Source organism: Chitinimonas sp. BJB300 (assembly GCF_002735695.1).
Lineage (GTDB): Bacteria > Pseudomonadota > Gammaproteobacteria > Burkholderiales > Chitinimonadaceae > Chitinimonas.
The window spans coordinates 1-14,797 of record NZ_PDZH01000104.1 but is presented as its reverse complement, the minus strand read 5'-3'; the positions used below and the strand labels follow the sequence as shown (position 1 = coordinate 14,797).

The 14,797-nt window shown below is 53.8% G+C and carries 16 protein-coding genes; 7 read left to right on the top strand and 9 right to left on the bottom strand.

What is annotated here, in order from left to right; genetic code table 11:
- Positions 1-193: 193 nt before the first annotated feature.
- Positions 194-673, bottom strand: coding sequence for a VOC family protein (locus tag CSQ89_RS15990; RefSeq protein ID WP_099407116.1), 480 nt, complete (start codon positions 671-673; stop codon positions 194-196).
- A gap of 200 nt (positions 674-873) precedes the next feature.
- Complete coding sequence (locus tag CSQ89_RS15985) at positions 874-2,433, bottom strand: hypothetical protein (RefSeq protein WP_099407115.1); 1,560 nt, start codon at positions 2,431-2,433, stop codon at positions 874-876.
- A gap of 144 nt (positions 2,434-2,577) precedes the next feature.
- Between CSQ89_RS15985 and CSQ89_RS15980 the strand changes: the two genes are divergently transcribed.
- Together CSQ89_RS15980 and blaOXA are read left to right on the top strand one after the other, a co-directional pair.
- Positions 2,578-2,793, top strand: coding sequence for a hypothetical protein (locus CSQ89_RS15980; protein WP_099407114.1), 216 nt, complete (start codon positions 2,578-2,580; stop codon positions 2,791-2,793).
- A 72-nt stretch (positions 2,794-2,865) separates the two neighbouring features.
- Positions 2,866-3,678: a class D beta-lactamase gene (gene blaOXA / locus CSQ89_RS15975; protein WP_158229018.1), complete on the top strand. Its 813-nt coding sequence runs from the start codon at positions 2,866-2,868 to the stop codon at positions 3,676-3,678.
- Positions 3,679-3,755: 77 nt separating this feature from the next.
- On the opposite strand, the gene CSQ89_RS15970 is transcribed toward blaOXA, so the two are convergent.
- The 4 genes from CSQ89_RS15970 to CSQ89_RS15955 all read right to left on the bottom strand — a co-directional run bounded on the left by CSQ89_RS15970 (position 3,756) and on the right by CSQ89_RS15955 (position 8,599).
- On the bottom strand, positions 3,756-4,775 hold the full coding sequence (locus tag CSQ89_RS15970) for a bifunctional nicotinamide-nucleotide adenylyltransferase/Nudix hydroxylase (protein WP_099407112.1): 1,020 nt from the start codon (positions 4,773-4,775) through the stop codon (positions 3,756-3,758).
- 79 nt (positions 4,776-4,854) lie between these two features.
- Positions 4,855-6,537, bottom strand: coding sequence for an NAD+ synthase (locus CSQ89_RS15965; protein ID WP_308418168.1), 1,683 nt, complete (start codon positions 6,535-6,537; stop codon positions 4,855-4,857).
- A gap of 17 nt (positions 6,538-6,554) precedes the next feature.
- Entirely contained in the window at positions 6,555-7,754 is a 1,200-nt protein-coding gene (gene pncB / locus CSQ89_RS15960; protein WP_099407118.1) for a nicotinate phosphoribosyltransferase, read from the bottom strand.
- Positions 7,755-7,789: 35 nt separating this feature from the next.
- Positions 7,790-8,599: a hypothetical protein gene (locus tag CSQ89_RS15955; RefSeq protein ID WP_099407111.1), complete on the bottom strand. Its 810-nt coding sequence runs from the start codon at positions 8,597-8,599 to the stop codon at positions 7,790-7,792.
- Positions 8,600-8,861: 262 nt separating this feature from the next.
- Between CSQ89_RS15955 and CSQ89_RS15950 the strand changes: the two genes are divergently transcribed.
- Positions 8,862-9,128 carry an NrtR DNA-binding winged helix domain-containing protein gene (locus tag CSQ89_RS15950; RefSeq protein ID WP_099407110.1) on the top strand — a complete coding sequence of 89 codons (267 nt, stop codon included), beginning with the start codon at positions 8,862-8,864 and terminating at the stop codon, positions 9,126-9,128.
- Between the two features lie 107 nt (positions 9,129-9,235).
- Here the strand turns inward: CSQ89_RS15950 and rtcR are convergent, their stop codons facing one another.
- Positions 9,236-10,831, bottom strand: coding sequence for an RNA repair transcriptional activator RtcR (rtcR, locus tag CSQ89_RS15945; RefSeq protein ID WP_099407117.1), 1,596 nt, complete (start codon positions 10,829-10,831; stop codon positions 9,236-9,238).
- Positions 10,832-11,035: 204 nt separating this feature from the next.
- Between rtcR and CSQ89_RS15940 the strand changes: the two genes are divergently transcribed.
- From CSQ89_RS15940 to CSQ89_RS15930, 3 genes are all read left to right on the top strand, one after another.
- Entirely contained in the window at positions 11,036-11,512 is a 477-nt protein-coding gene (locus CSQ89_RS15940; RefSeq protein WP_099407109.1) for a hypothetical protein, read from the top strand.
- A gap of 5 nt (positions 11,513-11,517) precedes the next feature.
- Positions 11,518-11,784, top strand: a complete 267-nt coding sequence (locus CSQ89_RS15935; RefSeq protein ID WP_099407108.1) for a zinc-ribbon domain containing protein — start codon at positions 11,518-11,520, stop codon at positions 11,782-11,784.
- A gap of 64 nt (positions 11,785-11,848) precedes the next feature.
- Positions 11,849-13,063 carry an RtcB family protein gene (locus CSQ89_RS15930; RefSeq protein WP_099407107.1) on the top strand — a complete coding sequence of 405 codons (1,215 nt, stop codon included), beginning with the start codon at positions 11,849-11,851 and terminating at the stop codon, positions 13,061-13,063.
- A 74-nt stretch (positions 13,064-13,137) separates the two neighbouring features.
- Here CSQ89_RS15930 and CSQ89_RS15925 read toward each other — a convergent pair whose 3' ends face one another.
- Together CSQ89_RS15925 and CSQ89_RS15920 are read right to left on the bottom strand one after the other, a co-directional pair.
- Positions 13,138-13,551: a tail fiber domain-containing protein gene (locus CSQ89_RS15925; protein WP_099407106.1), complete on the bottom strand. Its 414-nt coding sequence runs from the start codon at positions 13,549-13,551 to the stop codon at positions 13,138-13,140.
- 213 nt (positions 13,552-13,764) lie between these two features.
- Positions 13,765-14,262, bottom strand: coding sequence for a tail fiber domain-containing protein (locus CSQ89_RS15920; protein WP_099407105.1), 498 nt, complete (start codon positions 14,260-14,262; stop codon positions 13,765-13,767).
- Between the two features lie 229 nt (positions 14,263-14,491).
- On the opposite strand from CSQ89_RS15920, the gene CSQ89_RS15915 reads away from it, so the two are divergent.
- Positions 14,492-14,797: RNA 3'-terminal phosphate cyclase (locus CSQ89_RS15915; protein ID WP_308418167.1), on the top strand; the 306-nt coding region annotated here is incomplete at its 3' end.

Here is a 14,797-nt window from a genome sequence, read left to right as displayed (position 1 = left end):
TGAATGCCTGAGCATCAAGACGCAGAAGAACCCATTCGCACTTTGCCGCAAGTTACTGATCAACGCCTCCCGCGCGGCTTATGATCAGTTACAGCTGCTTCTCGCAGCTACTGCGTAACATCAGATCATAAACAAGTTCTAACCAACCCCAATGCAGCCGTTTACGTCCCGCAGAAAAGGACACCCATCAGCGTCAACCGCGCCGGGCCGATTCAATCGTAGCGATGTCAATCTTGCGCATCTGCATCATCGCCTCGAAAGCGCGCTTGGCTGCCGCGTGATCAGGGTCGGCAATCGCGGCAGTGAGGGCGCGTGGCGTGATCTGCCACGACACGCCCCACTTATCCTTACACCAGCCGCATTCGCTTTCCTGGCCGCCGTTTTTGACAATCGCATGCCACAAGCGGTCGGTTTCGGCTTGGTCCTCAGTCGCGACCTGGAAGGAGAACGCCTCGTTATGCTTGAACACCGGGCCACCATTCAGGCCGAGACAAGGGATGCCCATCACGGTGAACTCGACCGTCAGGACATCACCCTGCTTGCCAGCGGGATAATCGCCGGGCGCGTGATAGATCGTTCCCACTGCGCTGTTGGGAAACGTCTTGGCGTAAAACTGTGCGGCTTCTACCGCGGTGCCGTTAAACCAGAGACAAATCGTGTTCTTGCTGACCATTTTGTTCTCCCAAAAATAACAACCGAGTGACTCAAATCATGAAGACTGCTTGATAATCTTTAGCAATTCGCGTTCCTTAAAAACTGTCCAAAGAGTTGGAGCTTCCTCAAAAGCCGGAGCGGTTCAAGACAAGTTGGTGACAGCACTTAGCAGGCGAGTGTGAAACACTCACTTGTCACGCTAAAACAGTATGTCGCTGCTTATATTGACGGCAGCGTACGCCACGACTCCACAAAGAATGCCCTGTCACTAGCAGGCAGCGCCGACATTTCCTCTGTCAAACGACACAAAGAGGCGTCCGCCGCCGCAAGCTGACCAGTATGCAAGGCATACCATGCATGCTCAAACCACAAGCCGCAGCGCTGCAAGAGGCTATAGCGTGCTCTACCTTCGCGCTGTAACTGCAGCAACGATTCAGCCAGGCTAAGCCAGCTATCAGGTAATAGTACCTGTTTGTCCAAACCGGGCAACATGCCGGCCAAGGCTTGCAACTGTGCGGGGTTGCGCGGTAGCAGCGCCTGAAATTGGGCCAGTGTCGGTGTCGCCAGCCTGGGGCATGGGCCGCGGGCGATACGCATCAGATAAATCGCATTCCACGCCGACAAGCCCTCACCGCGACTGCAATGGCACAGATATTCGCTAAGCAAAAGCCAGCGTAGCGCGGTTGCTTCAGCGCCAGCGGCATCATCAAGCAAGCCCTCACCGGCAAACAGCCAAACAGCCATCCCCGCATTGGCGGCCGCCTGCTGGGCCGCATCAAACGAGCCGAACTCGAAGGCTGCCTGCAAGGCAGTATGGAAATGCCCTTGAGCAGCCATGGCCTCCTGCCGCCGTATCGCAAGGTCTACCGCCGAGCCACCCAGCGCGCGTAAACGGCGAATCAACGCCATGAGGTTATGCCATTCAAAGCGTACCCGTGGGTGATGACGCACGACACCAGCCCGAGGCTCTCTTGCCGCCATGTCCGTCAAAATGGCGGAAGCCTGCTCGGAATCACGCTGCGCATAGGCACACCATGCTGTCAGTATCTGTTCCATGGCATCGAGATAGCCGCCTTCGTCGGCTCCCGCTTCTTTCAGCGCACGGCGCAACTGGGCCAGCGTCTGGCGTGCCGCCCCCAAGTCATCCAGTCGTCGCCAGACAGCGGCCTCACCCAAGGCTGCCAAGGCTTGCTGCAAGGCACCCGAAGCCAACCCTGCCGCCTGCTTGAACCCCGCCAATGCACCCTGCGCAGGCGCTTGATCCGGCTCGAACACCGCCAACAGCCTGTCCTGGCGCAAGTCTTGTTGCGCCAGCGCGAGCGCCAGCCAAAACTCCACGCCGTAAGCCATACCGGGCCCTCGCCAGGGCATAGTATCGGCCTGGCCCAGGAAATCGGCCACCTCGCTGGCATCAGCCGGACGGCCCTCCACGCAAATCTCGATCCGTTCGGCTTCTTCCAAGGGCAACCAAAACGGCCCTTGGCTGCGGCCTTCCGGGTTCAGGAAACGTGGGTCACGCGCGGAGTTTTCACCCCACCCAGCCCGCACACCCCAGCGAGCAAAATCACGGTACGCCCGGCTCACCACCATGCGCAGGCTACGGGTATCGAGAAACTGCTGGCGCAATTCAGTCAGGCGCACCAGCCCGTCCGGCCCGCCAATACGTCGAGCCTGATACATACGCACCAACAGCCACAGTGATTGATAAGCGGCGCGGGTACTACCCACCCGCTGTGGCGCGGCCAATTCGATCTGCAATTTATCGGGGCTGATTGTCATGGTCTGCATTGTGCCGTGGTTACGCGACAGGTGTGGTTATGGTGACAGCCGTTACAGTGGTGACCGCCGTGGCGGCTGATGTGCTCGCAACCCAGCATGGGGGGTTCTAGGATGGCGCTCTTTTCCGAGCATACGTCCCACCCCATGCTGACAACCCGCCTGCTGTGCTGGCTGATTACCTTCGTCCCCCTACTGGTCAAAGCCGGGCCGGCAGAAGTTGCACTCCGTGACGCACTTGATGCTGTATTTAAGCAGGATGACGCGGCTTCCTTCAGTGGCGGTGTACTGACTCAGCGTCGTCGTGCTGGAAAACACTTCAATAACCAGCCAGAACCCAACCCACACCTTCGCCTTGCATGACCGTATCCGTGCTCTGGCCCGCACATACCTGCATAACCCGTAACCCCACCTGAAATGAAAGAGAGATTGTCCATGCGACGTATTGCCGCGCTCTGCGCCAGCTTGTTGTTGCCGCTGATGGCCCATGCAACCGAAATCACAAACCGGCCTGAACTTGGCCAGGAGTTTGAAAAGCTCGGTATTACCGGCACCTTTGTCCTTTATGACGTCACGGCAGACCGCATGGATGTCTACAACCGTGATCGGGCCAATACACCTTACTCGCCGGCATCTACCTTTAAAATCTTCAATACCCTGGCGGGGCTAGAGAGTGGCGCAGTGCGCAATGTGGACGAGGTCTTTCCTTATGATGGCAAGCCAAAGTTTTTGAAGTCATGGGAAAAAGACATGGGCCTGCGCGAGGCGATGAAGGTCTCCAATCTCTCCGTGTATCAGGTGCTGGCAAAGCGGATTGGCCCGGTACGGATGCAGAGGTATCTCGATTCGGTAGGGTATGGCAATCGCAATATGGGCAATGTGATTGACCAATTCTGGGTGAATGGCTCGCTCAAAATCTCTGCCGTTGAACAATCGCGTTTCCTCGCAAAACTAGCGAAACGTCAGCTGCCCTTTTCAATGCATGCCCTTACGCAAACACGCGAAATCCTGCAGCTCGAAAGAACTGCCAACTATACGCTGTATGGAAAGACGGGGATGGCAGCCAATACCGAACCGGGTACCGGCTGGTGGGTAGGTTGGGTAGAAAAAGAAAACAAAATCTATACCTTTGCACTGAATATCGATCTGACAGACAAAGATGATATTTCGACACGGGCAAAAACCGGCGACCTCGCCAAGCGACTGATAGTGGGCCGACGTGCCCTGACGGTATTAGGCTTGCTCTGACTCCCACAACCACTTGATTGGTGATTCAACAGATCAGCAGCACCCAGGTGCCAACTAAACCGCCCAAGCTGGGCGGTTTAGCATGCCAGCAGGCCAATAAAACGGTCCAGAATCATGAAGTGATCGTCAAACATCTGCGATTCCATCCCCTTCAAAGCGCTGATCGGTACCCAACGCGCAGCCTGTGCATCGTCTGCTGCTTCAATCGTAGGCAGCTCAGATAGCGGCAGTTGATAATAGAAGGCTTGGGTCAGCGTCCGGCCGCGTGTGCTGCGATCCGGGTGGTCAAACAAGGCTTGATCGCACAAGGCTGCGTGCAGCGTGGAATCCGGTACCGCTAGTTTGGTTTCTTCCATCAATTCGCGGATAGACGCTTGGGCAAGTTGCTCGCGTTGGTCCAAAAACCCGCCAGGCAGCGCCCAGCAGCCACGCCCCGGCAGGCCACCACGCTGAATCAACAATACATGTTCGCAACAGCGCACAACCGCATCAGCGGTGACAAACACAGGTGGATAGGGGGCAACCGACCATGCCTTGCGATAATCAACCAGGTAGTTGTACTCAGCCAGTAGTTCGGTAAATGCCTTCGTTTGGGCAAACGTTTGCAGAAAATCACGAACAGGCGGGGGCAACTGGCTGCTGAACGTACTAATCGCCCCGGCATCTTCAAACCATTGCCGGCGCAAATCGGCAGCGTTCAGCCCATTGATGTTGTCGGTATGCACCAGTGGCCAAGTAGGAAAGTCATCAAGATAAGCCGAGCTGGCATCCTTGTAATGCCCAAACAAGCCGACCTTCACCCCCTTGGGTAAAGCTTCGGTAACCGCTTGCAACACCGCCGCGCTCCAACGCGGGCCATTGTAGTAATCGCGCATCGGCACAAAGTACACCCGGTCCACATCAGCACCCAGGCTTGCAGCAATCAACTGCTGCCGCTCTTCCACATTGAATGGGTTGCGCGTACTACGCGGGCTGAATGCCGAGCCCAGCACCACTACCACCTTTGGTGCTTGCGCCAATGCCTGCTGCAATAACGCCAGATGGCTGTTGTGAAATGGCTGGAAACGCCCGATATACACCAACGCGTCAAAATGCATGGCTTTGTTGTCCTGATTTAAGTAGACGGCTCAGCGCATAAAACCAGCTAGCTGGTCTACCGTACCGCAGCCACGCCCATCAATACTGCGCGGCAATCGGCATCTGTCGGCCATTGCCAAAGGCGCGGTTGCGAACCCGGATGATCGGTGGCGCTTGCCGACGTTTGAATTCGGATTTGGCGACCAGATTCAGAATACGGTCGACCGTGGCTTGCCCGCCATCTTGCTGCAACTGCTGCACAAATGCCTTGGCGTTGCGGTATTCATCTGGCCGCAAGCGTGCGCCTTCGATATGCAGCTTGAGGATTTCATCCAGCACCGGGTAAGGCGGCAGTGAATCGGTGTCTTTTTGCCCTTCCGACAATTCAGCGGACGGTTCTTTCTCAATGATAGCGAGCGGAATCAACTCACGACCATGGCGCTGGTTGTAATAACGGGCCAGGGCGAATACCTCGGTTTTGTACAGGTCGCCAATGATATTCAAACCACCATTGGTGTCACCATACAGCGTGCAGTAGCCCACCGAGATTTCAGACTTGTTGCCGGTAGTCAGGAGCAAGTGGCCAAAGTGGTTGGCATACTCCATCAAAATCGTGCCGCGGATACGGGCTTGCAGGTTTTCCACCGTCAACCGCGAGGGGGCTGTGGCGAAGTGGTGCTCGAAACCCGTTCGATAGCTGCCTACCAAATCGGCGATAGGATGTTCAAGCAACAATACGCCAAGGTTGCTGCACAAGTCTGCCGAGTCGGACACACTGCCTACGCTGGAGAATTGCGATGGCATCGTAATGGCGGCAACGTTATCGGCCCCCAGCGCATCCACGGCCAACGCCAGGGTCAGCGCGCTATCTATGCCACCCGAGCTGCCTATCACCACCTTTTGGAAACCGACTTTGGCGGCATAATCACGCAGGCCACGCACAACTTGGCGGTAATAGAACTCGCTGTCTGGCATGACTGCGCTGACCGGCGTGACCAGGACCTGGCTACCCCAATAAAAATGGCCGTCAAAACCCAGTGACTCGATTGCCTCGTCAAACAGCGGCAATTGATGCACCACCCCGTGGGTAGGGTCCACCACGAACGAGCCACCGTCGAACACAATCTGGTCATTGCCACCCACTTGGTTGACATACACCAGCGGCACACCGCTGCGCCGCGCCAAGCCTGCAAATAATTCATGCCGCTGCGCCGGCTTGCCCACGTCACTGGGACTGGCGTTGATGCTGACAATCAGGTCCACCTTGGCATCGGCCAAGGTCTGCAAGGGGTCGATTGCGTAATCGCTGCCCTGATTGTTCCAGGCATCTTCACAAATCAGGAATCCAACCCGCTTACTGCCTAACACTAATACGGCTGGTGTATTGGGGCCGGGTTCGAAGTGGCGGCGCTCGTCGAAGATGTTGTAGGTGGGCAGCAGTTGCTTGTGATAATTCAACACCACCTCGCCTTGCCGAATCACCAACAAGCTGTTGTGCATGGGTTTGCCGATACCGGCATTGGGGGTGACAGCCCCAATTACCAAGGCTGCGGCGGTATGACGCGACAGGTCGATGAGTTGGTCCAGTACCATTTGCTGGCGCGCAAGGAAATTCGGCTCTTCCACCAAGTCCTGTGGGTAGTAACCCGATAGGCAAAGCTCGCTGAAGACAATCAGGTCGGCATTTGCCGACTGGTCAATAGCACGACGGATTCGCGCCAAATTGCCAGTGAAATCACACAGTTTGTAGTTAAGCTGGGCCAGGGTAAGGTTGAGGATCATCTGAGTCAGTTCTACGGTTACTGTTGTTCAATCTCAAATACATCACGTAGGTAGTTCAAGAAGTTGGCGTCTTCACACATGCCCTTCCCTGGGCTATCGCTCACTTTGGCGACTGGCTGGTCATTACACCGCACCAGTTTCATCACAATCTGTAGCGGTTCATGGCCGCAATCGTTGGATAGGCTGGTACCAATGCCAAATCCTGTGCGCACCCTGTCTGCAAAGTAGTGGTAAAGGGCAAAAGCGCCTTCCATATCCAGGCCATCGCTAAAGACAAACATCTTGCCCGCCGGGTCAATGCGCATCTGGTTGTAATGTGCCAGCGCCTTGTCACCCCATATGAAGGGGTCGCCCGAGTCGTGGCGCAAACCATCGAACAGCTTGCAGAAATAAAGATCAAAATCGCGTAGGAAAGCATCGGTGCCAACCACGTCGGTCAGCGCTATACCCAGGTCGCCACGGTATTCATGCACCCAGTGCTCCAAGGCATTGCGCTGAAAATCGCGCAAGCGCGAGCCGAATGCCTGAAAGGCTTGCAAGTACTCATGCGCCATTGTGCCTATCGGGGTCAGACCATAACGCTTGGCCAACAGTACATTGCTGGTGCCGCGCATAAAAGGCGCGGCCTCATGCGCCAGGGTTGCCACCACCTTCTCGTGCCAGTCACGCGAATAACGTCGACGAGTACCAAAGTCGAAAAATACAAAAGGGTTACGCCGCTGGTTACCCTGGGCAAAGTCCTTCAGCAAATTGATCTTGCCGGCCAGCTGCACCTCGCCGCTCGCCCAGCTCGGCTCCTGAGGAAATTGCCGGAAGTAGATCTCGTTGACGATGGCGAGTACATAAATCTCAAACAGCATGCAATGCAGCATCGGCCCCTGCACCCGAATCGCCAACTCGTCGGGCCTATCCTCGGGCACGGTTACCTCGATAAACCGACGCTGCAACTGAAACAAGCGCAGAAAATCGATGAAGTCTGCTTTGATAAAGCGCAACTCACCCAGATAGGCCAACTCATCTTCAGCAAAGCGCAGGCTGCACAAATGGTCTAACTGCGCTTCTATCTCTTCCCGCAGCTTGGCCAACGGCAGGTCTGGCTTGTTACGGCACTTGAACGCGTATTCCGCCTGCGCCGTAGGGTGTTGATGCAGGATGGTCTGCATCATGGTGAATTTGTAGAGGTCCGTATCAAGCAGCGATTGGATGACGGGGTCGATAACACTCATGGTATTTCCTAGGTATAAGTTACTGCTTACCGCGCAATATCGCTGCTTTTAAGAGTGCGCATTCCACGCTCGGTCATTTCAGCAATAAATGCCCGCCCCAGTGCCTCGAAACCTGCTACCGGGCTGGTGCAATCATCCAGCAACACCAACTTGCCGCTATGCGCTACACCAAGGTGGTCAGCAATATCACTCACCGTACTGGCAACACAATGCGACAACGCCTCGCCCGCTACCAGAATGGTATCGGCGGCGGCCAAGCGTGCCAGCAAGTCATGGTTGGGCAAGGTGGCCGGGTCATTCGGGTCTGGCACTTCCGCCTGAATGGCCGAGTAGTGTTCTGTGGCCGGATTTGTGCCCTTGGTCACGTAATTGACCGTCTTCAGATGCTTGCGTCCCCATTGGCTTAACGCATCAAACAGCCCGACATGCACACCATGGCCCCAGCTGCCAATCAGGCAGTGTTCCGGCCAGATGATCAACTGATGCCGCCCTCGTTCCGCCAAGGCCTGTACATAAGCTAAGCTGGTCGCTTGCTGATCTGGATCGCGCGCTCGCCACACACCACCGACCACATCGGCTGCACTGATCACGGTGAAAGGCACTGGCGACTCACCCACTGCATTGCACCACCAGACACCATGTGCGATATCGAGCGGGTTGTGGCTATCCAGCGTGACATGGATGGCATCGATACGATCTCCCATCCGTGCCATTAACGCCGCCACCCTGTTCAGGTCGGCGCTGGCCCCCTTCACTGGTAACGCTGCGCCAGGGATATCGCAGAAATCGTTTTGCGGATCGATGATCAGTAGTTGCGTATTGCCCAAAGAATGCATTGCCGGTCTCCTCGACCTTGCGCAGTTGGATAGGCGTATTCTGACCAACTTATTCGCCTTGGTGCATAAAAGCCTACTGATACCTGACAAGGCGCATCGCTTTGAGCTGGTCGCCTTAGAACCTGTCTAAAGTCTGCTGCGCGTCGGCAATATGGCGTTGAAAACACCCTCTGAATGCTCATTTACCACTCGTAAACTCTGCTTCTTCGGTTGTTTTCGCCTTATCTTGCACTAGCTCGCGAGACTTTAGACAGGTTCTTAGATGTGTTTACCCGAGCCGCCCTTCGACCATAACCGCATCGCCACCCATGACGTACAGCGGCTGCGCGACAAATCGAGCTATTCCCCACTACCCTGTCACCCGCTCCCTCCCTTGTTCACACTTACCGAGCTGCAACAAACCAACGAACGTTTCCTGGATACGGCACTCGACAAAAGCATCTTCCGCCGCAAGCTGCCGGAATTGGATTTTTTTGAAGCCGTACCTGACGCGATACGCCAGGGCAAGCATTGGCCCGCCCAGTTGTAACGGCTACGGGCAAATAAACGGCTGGCCCTTTTCGACAAAACGATGTGAACACTCGGCCGACGTCTGCTGCGCTTCAGTCAGATGGGAGCAAAACGATGGCGTCAGGATTACCCATCCGCGCCCAACTTTACCTGCCGCCAATCCAAATCAAACCTGGCCAGATATTTTCTTAGTCTGTCGGCATCGTTGGCTTTGGCCTTTTCCTGCCGTGACACATCAAACAAGCGGCGACCAGCATCGGATAACGAACTCGCCTGCTGGCAAACCTGAACCACCCGCTCTAGCTGCAGGCGATCGAATAAATCCATTTCATCCACGCGTGCACCCAATAAATCGGCAAGCGGACTTTCTATCTGGCCACTCCAGGCATGTTGCAAACGGCAAATCTCTTCATCGACGCCGGCTTCAGTGATTCGCCCAGCCTCAGCAAGCGTCGCCATGCGGGTTACGGAAGCCGAAAGCTCGCGGAAGTTACCCGACCATTTGGCTGCAGGTGACACAGCAAACCGTAAATAGGCGCGCTTGGCTTCCGCATTGAAGCGCACCTGCCCCCCTTGGTCGCGAGCGAATCGGTCTAGCTCAAATAACAGATTGGGTTCGATATCTTCGGTTCGTTGAGCAAGGCTTGGCAACTCGTAGGTCCACAGATTTATCCGTGCGTATAAATCCTCACGAAACCTACCCTCGGCTACCCATTGTTTAAGGTCTCGCACCGTCCCGGCAATCAACTGGAAGTCACTTTCCACTTCACGATCACTGCCCAATGGGAAGAAACGCTTTTCCTCTATGGCTTTCAGCAGCATCGCTTGTTCGTCCAAGCCCAGCTCACCAATTTCATCCAGAAACAGCAAGCCGCCATCAGCACTGCGCAGCAAGCCCGCCCGCTCCGTCTGCGCCCCGGTGAATGCGCCTTTCACATGGCCAAACAAAGCCGACATCGCACTATCGCCACGCAACGTCGCGCAATTTACCTCCACAAAACGGCCTGCAAGCTGATGACGCGCTTTCTTCATTTCGTAAACCCGCCGCGCCAGAAAGGATTTGCCAGCACCAGTCGGCCCATAAAACAGCATGGGTGCTTTTGAACGTACCGCCACACGCTCGATTTGTTCGATCATCCGGTTGAAACTAGCGCTACGCGTAGCAATACCCGATTTTAGAAACGAAACCGTCTCTTCATGCTCACGTGCAAACCGAGCGGCAATCTTGTTGTATCGGGACAGGTCCAGGTCAATCAGTGAATAACGTCCCTCAACACCCTCACCCTCTCGCTTCCGCGGCGGGGAGGTCTGTACCAGCCTGGCGGGTAGATAACGCGCCTCAGCCAATAGAAACCAGCAAATCTGGGCAACGTGTGTGCCGGTGGTGATGTGAATCAGGTAGTCCTCAGCTTCGGTATCGAAAGCATAGCCATGGGCAAAGTCATGCAATACGGCATACATCTCTTCGAAATCCCATGGGTCCCGCAGGTTGATTTCGACACTCTTCACCACCGTTTCAGGCGATATGGTTGCAATGTCCTCCTTCAAGCGCTCGAACAATCCACGGCTGCGTGTGTCGTGCAGCAGTTCTATCCGATCAACCAATAAATCATCCTGCTGGCACAGCCCCACGGTAGGCCGCCACTTCTCCCAGCGCTGGCCGCCTTTGCCCACGTAATCGAGCACCGTGCCGGCAAATCCCACTACGACTGTTTTCTTCATTTTCATTCTTATCTTTTTAGATAAATACCTATCTTTTTATATTGTAAATCCATCAATCCTAAATTGAGGTAACTTTTCAAACAATAGAAAAATCTGATTAGAAACAATTACTTAAATAAATAAATCCTCAAACAAGGATAGCTGGCACACATTTCGCAATACCTATGCTGCGTCTCTCGAATATACGGCGCAGAAAGTAAGCAAATGAAAATCGACCAAACAGCATATCAATCACTTGCCATCACGCTGAAATGCCTAGCGCCAGCACACGCAGAACGATGGCTGTATTTACTGGCGCATGACGCGAAGCGGTGGCAAAAGATTTCGCCTTTCGACGCATGGCCAAACACTGGTGTCACCCAGCAATGGCCAGCTACAGGCTTGGCAGTGTTGATCCAGCGTTTGTTGGCCTCGTCGCTGGCCAGGCAAGAGGTGGCTGTATTGGATACCTATTACGGCCAGTGTTATCGAGCCCAGTTAAATGAAATGCTCAGTGTTTGCCCATTGCCCAACCGGCCCGGCGCTTATCGCGTTGAGGCCGCGCTGCTCGAAGGGTTCATCTCCATCATTCCCGGGCACCTTGCTTTTCTATGCAACCACGAGGAAGGCCAAGCCTTATGGGGATGGGAACAACTGGAACAACACTGTGCCCTGCAAGACGTAAAGCGCACGTTGAGGTAATACCCATGCAAAGCGGAAAACAAAAACGTGGAGCCATGTTGGCGCAGCGGATAGGTCGTAAAACCAAGGCGGAAGCCAATGGAAAGGCGTTGGTACTGGGTAGCACTTACCAAGACTTGGCTTTTGCCTGCCGTGACTGTGGCGCACGACAAGTATGGGCAGCAGACCAGCTGCAATGGTGGTACGAAACCACCACGGGCATGATGTATTCCACGACGGTACGGTGCCCGACTTGCCCGCGAGAACGCCAGCTGGCCTGCGGCGGACGATAAATTACGTACTGCTAGTAACCTTCGGACTACTGGCAGTACCCGGTAACTGATTGAAAGCAACAACATGAACAACTACAACCTTCTTTCCGTTGAAGACGGTGCCCCCATCAAGATGTGGACAAAAGGCGTACCCGTAGAGGAGGAAGCCCGTCAGCAACTGATACAGACTGCCAAGATGCCCTTCATCTACAAGCATCTGGCCGTCATGCCAGACGTGCACCTGGGTAAAGGCTCGACTATCGGCAGCGTCATCCCCACATTGGGGGCCATTATCCCTGCGGCGGTAGGCGTAGATATTGGCTGCGGGATGATGGCTGCCCGCACCACGCTGACGGCAGCCGATCTACCCGATAACCTTGCCGGCCTGCGCTCAGCAATCGAAGCGGCGGTACCGCATGGAAGAACCATGGGTAAACGCGATAAAGGTAGTTGGGATACCCCGCCCGAAACGGTGGACGCAATGTGGGGTGAGTTGGCGGAAGGCTTCAAGCGCATCACCGATAAACACCCGCGTATCAAGAACACCAACAACCACAAGCACCTTGGAACACTTGGTACCGGCAACCACTTCATCGAGGTATGCCTGGATGAAGAAAACCGCGTCTGGTTTATGTTGCACTCAGGTTCACGCGGGGTCGGTAACGCCATCGGCAACCTGTTCATTGAACTGGCCCAGGCCGACATGCGCCAACACATCGCCAACCTGCCGCACCGCGATCTGGCTTATTTCGAGGAAGGCAGCCAGCACTTCAATGACTATATCGAGGCAGTCGGTTGGGCGCAGGACTTTGCCCGACGCAACCGCACCGTGATGATGCAAAACGTGATTGCCGCTGCACGCAAGATCATCACCAAGCCCTTCACGGCTGGTGTGGAAGCCGTGAACTGCCACCATAACTATGTTCAGAAGGAAACCCACTTTGGGCAAGAAGTGCTGGTAACCCGTAAGGGCGCGGTGTCGGCACAGAAGGGCCAGCTCGGTATCATCCCCGGTTCGATGGGCGCGAAGAGTTTCATCGTCCGCGGGTTGGGAAACGAAGAAGCCTTCTGTTCATGCAGCCACGGCGCAGGTCGAACCATGAGCCGGACGCAAGCCAAAAAACGCTTCACGGTTGAAGACCAGATCAAAGCTACTGCCCATGTGGAATGCCGAAAGGACGAAGACGTGATCGACGAAATTCCGATGGCTTACAAAGATATCGATACGGTGATGACAGCGCAGTCAGAACTCGTGGAAGTAGTTCATACCCTGCGGCAGGTGGTGTGTGTAAAAGGGTAACACAGGCAAAAGTAGCATCACCCGGTGGGCGCTGAACAAGTTTCAACGTTCAGCACCCACCAGATGATTCAAGACTATTTCGCTTGCTGAGCTTTCAACGTATTTACCTCTGCGCGCAATGTCTTCACTTCTGCCAACAGCAATGCAACGACACCAGGCACATAAACTTGTTTCAAGCCTGATTCAGACGTAATTACCAAACGTGGATCGGCTTGTTCAACATTTTGGGCAATCAAACCCAGCGCCTTTATATTGCTGTCATTCCACGTAAAGGAATAAGGTTTTAAGCGGTCAATAGTTCCTGATACATCACCTAGCGGTTCAATCGAGTTCTTTAACTTTTGGTCACTCCAAGACCCAGACAAACAATGCCAACCGCGACAATCAACTACAGATTCTTTCTTTTCTCTTTCTGGCTCAGCCGCATTGACTGAAGCAAGCATAGAGAGTGAAAGGCAAAGCATCAGATTGAATGTTTTTGTTTTCATTTAAATCCCTTTTTTGTAGAAGCCAGCACATAATAAACACTAACGGTTGTATTATTGTTACAACCGTGTCTTATGTTTAGTGGCTGCAAATACAGACTATATGGCAGACGGCCTATTTAAGGCGCAGACCGGACAAGAGAAAGCACCTCGAAGCGAGCATTTCCTGGCTTAGTGTTAAATAAGCCTTAACATTCTAATTTATCCCGAGAATAACTACTGTACTTGCTGCACCCTCAACCCGTTTACCTCAGCGCGTAACGACTTCACTTCTGCCAGTAATAAGGCAACTACACCGGGGAAATTAACTTGTTTAAAGCCAGATTCAGTTGTTTGTACCAAGCGTGGATCTGCTTGTTCAACATTTTGGGCAATCAAGCCCAACGTCTTGATCCCGCTATCATTCCACCTATAGGTATACGCACTTAAATGCCCAATGGTCCCGGACACATTTTCAAGTGGCTCAATCGTATTCTTCAGGTTTTGGTCGCTCCAAACCCACCCTAGACAATTCCAACCACAGTTTGCGTAAGGTGATTCTTTTTTCTCTTTTTCTTTATCTGCTTCAGCAGCATTTACTGCTGTCAACATCGAAAGAAATAAGCACAATGCCATCGTGAACCCTGCTTTTTTCACTTTAAGTCCCTTGTAATTTTTAGTATTTGATGTGCCCTGCATAGCAAATGCAGTCAGATGTCTTTTTAACACAGCCATGCACTACGTCAATTAAGTATGAAAAATATATAAATATGGACGCTGACCATCTAATTCATGACAATTAAAAATTGCTTAATTTTCATACTTATAACCATTATCCATTGAAGCATGCACCCCTCCTCTTTCGTACCGGTGTAAGTAATTATATTTTTTATATTCACTCTTACGCCAGCATTAGAGTGCTACTTCACACCTAGGCTTCACCATTAAAATACTGTCGAATACGATGACAAACCAAGCAACTACCTGGATTAACCAAGAAACAACCCATCCGATGAACGCCAAAACACCACAACAAAACTTAATCGAACTCGATGGCTCGCAAGGCGAGGGTGGCGGCCAAGTTCTGCGCACCGCATTGGCGCTGTCAATGATTACGAGAACGCCTTTCAAGATTGAACGCATTCGCGCCAAGCGCAGCAAACCCGGCTTGCTGCGACAACATCTCACCGCAGTACAAGCGGCAGCCGCTATTTCTGGTGCGCAGGTGCAGGGAGACGAATTGCATTCCACAACCTTATACTTTCAGCCC

Coding starts and splice junctions, on each gene's coding strand:
- CSQ89_RS15940 (WP_099407109.1), top strand. CDS start 11,036: ATGAAAATCGACCAAACAGCATATCAATCACTTGCCATCACGCTGAAA.
- CSQ89_RS15970 (WP_099407112.1), bottom strand. CDS start 4,775: ATGCATTTTGACGCGTTGGTGTATATCGGGCGTTTCCAGCCATTTCAC.
- CSQ89_RS15925 (WP_099407106.1), bottom strand. CDS start 13,551: ATGAAAACAAAAACATTCAATCTGATGCTTTGCCTTTCACTCTCTATG.
- CSQ89_RS15920 (WP_099407105.1), bottom strand. CDS start 14,262: ATGGCTGTGTTAAAAAGACATCTGACTGCATTTGCTATGCAGGGCACA.
- CSQ89_RS15985 (WP_099407115.1), bottom strand. CDS start 2,433: ATGACAATCAGCCCCGATAAATTGCAGATCGAATTGGCCGCGCCACAG.
- CSQ89_RS15935 (WP_099407108.1), top strand. CDS start 11,518: ATGCAAAGCGGAAAACAAAAACGTGGAGCCATGTTGGCGCAGCGGATA.
- CSQ89_RS15990 (WP_099407116.1), bottom strand. CDS start 673: ATGGTCAGCAAGAACACGATTTGTCTCTGGTTTAACGGCACCGCGGTA.
- CSQ89_RS15950 (WP_099407110.1), top strand. CDS start 8,862: ATGTGTTTACCCGAGCCGCCCTTCGACCATAACCGCATCGCCACCCAT.
- CSQ89_RS15980 (WP_099407114.1), top strand. CDS start 2,578: ATGCTGACAACCCGCCTGCTGTGCTGGCTGATTACCTTCGTCCCCCTA.
- rtcR (WP_099407117.1), bottom strand. CDS start 10,831: ATGAAGAAAACAGTCGTAGTGGGATTTGCCGGCACGGTGCTCGATTAC.
- CSQ89_RS15955 (WP_099407111.1), bottom strand. CDS start 8,599: ATGCATTCTTTGGGCAATACGCAACTACTGATCATCGATCCGCAAAAC.
- CSQ89_RS15965 (WP_308418168.1), bottom strand. CDS start 6,537: ATGATCCTCAACCTTACCCTGGCCCAGCTTAACTACAAACTGTGTGAT.
- CSQ89_RS15930 (WP_099407107.1), top strand. CDS start 11,849: ATGAACAACTACAACCTTCTTTCCGTTGAAGACGGTGCCCCCATCAAG.
- blaOXA (WP_158229018.1), top strand. CDS start 2,866: ATGCGACGTATTGCCGCGCTCTGCGCCAGCTTGTTGTTGCCGCTGATG.